This window comes from Bacillus cereus, assembly GCF_015071065.1.
GTDB lineage: Bacteria > Bacillota > Bacilli > Bacillales > Bacillaceae_G > Bacillus_A > Bacillus_A cereus_BA.
Genome location: NZ_VOVA01000057.1, coordinates 1 through 4,453 on the forward strand (window position 1 = coordinate 1; position 4,453 = coordinate 4,453).

Below are 4,453 nucleotides of genomic sequence, written 5' to 3' on the forward strand. Positions count from 1 at the left end.
ACTTCATTTATATAATCTTGATTCCATATCGCAATTATGTTTGAGAAATTTTGTTTTTGTTTCTCTATATTTTCTAAATAAGTTTCACTATGAATTGTATTTAATTTAAATTTCATTGTTAATCAACTCCATATTAATTCCCTTTATATCTAATATTATAACTGAATTGCATTAAAAGTTACTTATAAAGTAAGATTAAATTTTATAAAAATGAAACTAATGAATAAGTTTAGAAAAACTCCCATTTTCTATGTCAATAATAAAATTTAATTTATAAATAGACCGAAAGAAGATTTAATTACATATAAAAATTAATTTAATTAGTAAACGAAAAAAGAATTTATTAATCTATGTAAAAAAATAAACATTGCCTATGATATAATAAATTCAATTATATATTTTTGAAATTAAAATTAAATTTAATCAATAAATTTATTATATATAAATTAAATACATGAGGAGAAATAATATGGATGAAAATCAGCATCTCAATATGAATACAACAGAAGTAAGGGAGTTTTTGGAGATTAGTAATTTTATTGTGAATAAACTTGTAAAGAAAGGGCAATTAGTTCCAATTAACAAAGATACATGGCGATTAGATGGGAGTTTCCTTTTCAGAAGAGCGGATGTAGAAGCAATAAAAAAAGCAAGAGAACCTGAAGGTATTACTCTGTACCAGGCTAGTAAAAAATATGATGTAAGTACATATCAATTAGAAAGATGGCTAGAAGATGGGGAATTAACAGCCATTATACAAGAATACCGTAATCGTGAAACTAAATTCATACGAGAAGAAGAGTTACTCAAGCTTGTACATCGATTAGATCAGGCAAATGCACTTTATACATACTCTCAAAAGTATAATACCGTTTTATTCCATAGATACATGCAGGGGAATACGATAGCAAGAGTCATTTCTATTCCAAAGCGTGGAGATATTAGGTTAATTGATGAGTTCGGAAATGAATTTACCTTAAAAGAAGCAAAAAAATTAGGGTATGAACCAGCTTATGAGTTGACTGATAAACCTCGGAGCCATCATCAAAGATTTATTAAGTTCCGTTTACCTAAGTCTGATCAATTACGTAGTAGTTCTTTCCAAAAAGTTGACTTAATACTCCAATATGTCTCACCAAGAAATATAAAGATTTCAGAAGAGGAGGGCTTTTGGTATTTAGATGTACGACAATCACTTATTGAATTGCCTATGGGTATGCAAATGGAGTGGATTGAGAGCCTCTCACCATATTTAATTGAAGGAAAATTAGTGAAGCGTGTTAATAATAGCGTCTATTTAGATAGCAGCAGTGTGACAAAACCAGTTACGATGTCCAGTAAAGAATATCAAGTACTTAATAAAATAGTCGAAGAAACAAACAGCACTATTGACGAATTTATTGCGTCCGCTATTCGTGAAAAAATCAATTACTATCAAAATACACAATAAACGTATTTAACAGCCATTTTAGGTATAACGAGAATTGATAATCATATAATGATACAGAAAGGTCTTTTCCAGGTAGCTACCTCTTATACATCAAAAAGGCACCTAATTAAGGTGTCTTTTTACTTTTCACCTTTCAAGAAGAACAAGCATATATTAAAGTATAGGACGAGCTTAACCGCTCCACCTTTATTCCGATTTTTAGTTAAAACTCCTTATCACATTAAGAGCATCTATAGCCTTGGATGCTCTCTTTTTATTGAACAAAATGGGCATTTAATGTTCTGTAGGGGCAGACATAGAGGCAGTAATAACCGTAGAAATTGGTGAAATCCTTTGAAAGAGCGTGTTTCTTCACAGTACTCGTTTTTTTGTTCATGGATTTTCTGAACTCTTTATGTTCTAACAAAACAACCGACTCCAATTAACTAGTACAGCCACCAGACAATTAACAAATGTTTGTATTAGTTTAGCAATGATAAATAGGTCTGGGAAAGATATATATAATAAGGCTTTGACATGAAAATAACTGTCATACATTCACATAGAAAAAGCTTGTCTCATAATATATAGGGATTGTTCTATTAAAATATCCAAAGGATGTGAGTATATGGAAGATTTAAATGTGAAAATTGACAGTCTAAAATCAGAACAAAAAGAGATCATGCGTGATATTCGTAATTTAGAAACTCGAATAATAATTAACGAGAAAGACATTTCTACAATTAATAAGCAATTAGAAAAAATCAGCACGAATACCTCTTGGATTTTACGGATTATTATCAGTACGATAATTATGGCCGTTCTAGGTTTGATACTAAGAGGGGCAATTTAAAATTCTCAAAAGTACTTTTTTGAAGAGAGACAAGTGTCTCTCTATTTATTTTGAGGAGACGCATGTCGGAAAAAGATAAAATACTAACTTGAATCATATTTCTCAAAAGTAAATGTAAATAAGTAACCCCAACTATTGAAACTACATAATCCTTTTGAACTACCCCCACTTAACGACCCTGTGGTCTGTTTGAAGTGGGAGATTCCTGCGAACACCGATGTATTCACCAGTTATCTTAGCAGGCTCTGTCCGCAGTTCCTACGGTGAGAACATAAGTATCTTGCACGTTGACTCACCACGCTTCCTACTTTAGCTTGGTTTTCGCAACTTCGGCAAGCGTGGGGTGATTGAACGTTGAAAATTTTACGGTTGCAACGATTTTTCTGCAACCAACCTCATATCTTCAGTTTTCAAAGAGCAATCTGTACAAGTATATGGTAACAAACATTTTGTCTTACGCCAACCGATATTCATCTCCCACCTATTTGCTGGTGCTATCGCACCTTCACGCAAATTGAGGAAGGAGTCTTCTGTCGGAAAATGATAAATACCTCTATTCATGGGTTTATTTAGCAATTCTTCTTCACCTGTCGTTCCATCTTTAGGAGCCATACCAATGACAATACAAATCCTTCCATGAAAGAGTCTATATTCAAGCACCATCATCCTTCCTATTCAAGAGTAATTATCTTTCATCCTTCGTAGACATAACAATCTATATTATGTGAAAAAGACATTATCCTGACTAATAAGCAATACTATAAGAAGAAAACATAATGGAGGTGAAGTCATGGGGGTTGTTAACGCTACAGATGCAGATATTGCACTTTTAGCAAGATTACTGAGAGCAGAAGCCGAAGGAGAAGGAATTCAGGGTATGTTGCTCGTCGGAAATGTAGGAATTAACCGAATAAGAGCCAATTGTTCCGATTTTAAAAATCTTCGTACCATTAGACAAATGATTTACCAAGAACACGCATTTGAAGCTGTTACTCACGGTTATTTCTATCAAAGAGCAAGAGAAAGTGAAAAACGCTTAGCTCGTCGAGTAATCAATGGAGAGAGGTACTGGCCTGGGAAATTTAGTTTATGGTATTTTAGGCCACCAGGTGATTGTCCTCAACAATGGTATAATCAGCCTTTTGTCGGGCGTTTTAAAAAACACTGTTTTTTTCAGCCAACAGCCGCAACTTGTGAACAGGTTTATAACACATTTTAAACAATGATAAAAACAATCTGTAATTAAAGAAAGTATAAAAGAGCGTTAATTTAACACTTTTTTACTAGTTTTAGGAGTGACGTCAGGATTTTGCAGATTTACAATGTTAAGATAAAAAAACTTTGTATCAATAGGGTTTCTCTTATTGAAATGTGAAGTTAGTGAACTACTCACCACTTAGCTGATGCTTGAAGTGGGAGCTTCTTGGGAAGTAAGTGATTTTTACTAGCCACTTATGTTTACCAAGCTAACAGGGTAGTCCCTCCTCCTAAAAATAGTATGTGTACGTTGGACACATATACGCTACTTACTTCGCTTGGTTTTCACATATTTCGGTAGCGCAGGACGATAGAACATTGAAGATTTTACGTTGTAGACGAATTTCCTACAACAACCTTATATCTTCAGTTTTCAAAGAGCAATCTGTACAAAAGTATATGGTAGCAAATATGTTGGCTTACGCCAACCGAAATTCATCTTCCACTTACCGTTAGGCTATCGCCTTGCATACGCTTGAGTAAGGAGAATTCTTTCGGGAAGTGCGGTTAGAAATAATTTAAAGAAATCTAGATAGAACAAAAAAACACAGATAAATTGCTATCCATGTGTTTTTTGTATCTATTTTTATCATTTAAATATCCATGACTATATATTATAACGATTCCAAATTATGTCATAGTTATGTAGGAGATTCGATGTTCAGAGCAAAAAGATTAAATGAAATGATTATGATGGTTAATCGAATGAAAAAATTTACTGTGGGAGAATTAGCACATGAATTGGTTGTTTCAAAACGAACCATTTTCAATTAGGTTTGTACATTTAGACAGTTAAATATACATAGGTAACTTTATGGGGTGATGGTATAGGATCTATTAATCCTTAATTATATATTAAGAATAACTTGTTAATTAACTTGTACATTTTTAATAAATTTATTTGTTTTATGTAA

Annotated in this window: 5 protein-coding genes; 4 read left to right on the forward strand and 1 reads right to left on the reverse strand. The window is 32.6% G+C overall.

Going from position 1 to position 4,453, the window contains the following annotated elements; genetic code table 11:
* The first annotated feature begins 469 nt into the window (after positions 1-469).
* Positions 470-1,450: a DNA-binding protein gene (locus FT637_RS29310; RefSeq protein ID WP_193649227.1), complete on the forward strand. Its 981-nt coding sequence runs from the start codon at positions 470-472 to the stop codon at positions 1,448-1,450.
* 607 nt (positions 1,451-2,057) lie between these two features.
* Complete coding sequence (locus FT637_RS29315) at positions 2,058-2,282, forward strand: hemolysin XhlA family protein (RefSeq protein WP_193649228.1); 225 nt, start codon at positions 2,058-2,060, stop codon at positions 2,280-2,282.
* Between the two features lie 363 nt (positions 2,283-2,645).
* Here the strand turns inward: FT637_RS29315 and FT637_RS30250 are convergent, their stop codons facing one another.
* The gene (locus FT637_RS30250) at positions 2,646-2,945 is read right to left on the reverse strand and encodes a hypothetical protein (protein WP_227494013.1); all 300 of its coding nucleotides are present in this window, start codon (positions 2,943-2,945) and stop codon (positions 2,646-2,648) included.
* Between the two features lie 127 nt (positions 2,946-3,072).
* Here FT637_RS30250 and FT637_RS29325 point away from each other — a divergent pair, with 127 nt between their 5' ends.
* Positions 3,073-3,501 carry a cell wall hydrolase gene (locus tag FT637_RS29325; RefSeq protein WP_002144383.1) on the forward strand — a complete coding sequence of 143 codons (429 nt, stop codon included), beginning with the start codon at positions 3,073-3,075 and terminating at the stop codon, positions 3,499-3,501.
* Positions 3,502-4,196: 695 nt separating this feature from the next.
* Entirely contained in the window at positions 4,197-4,313 is a 117-nt protein-coding gene (locus tag FT637_RS29330; protein WP_227494012.1) for a DeoR family transcriptional regulator, read from the forward strand.
* Positions 4,314-4,453: the final 140 nt, after the last annotated feature.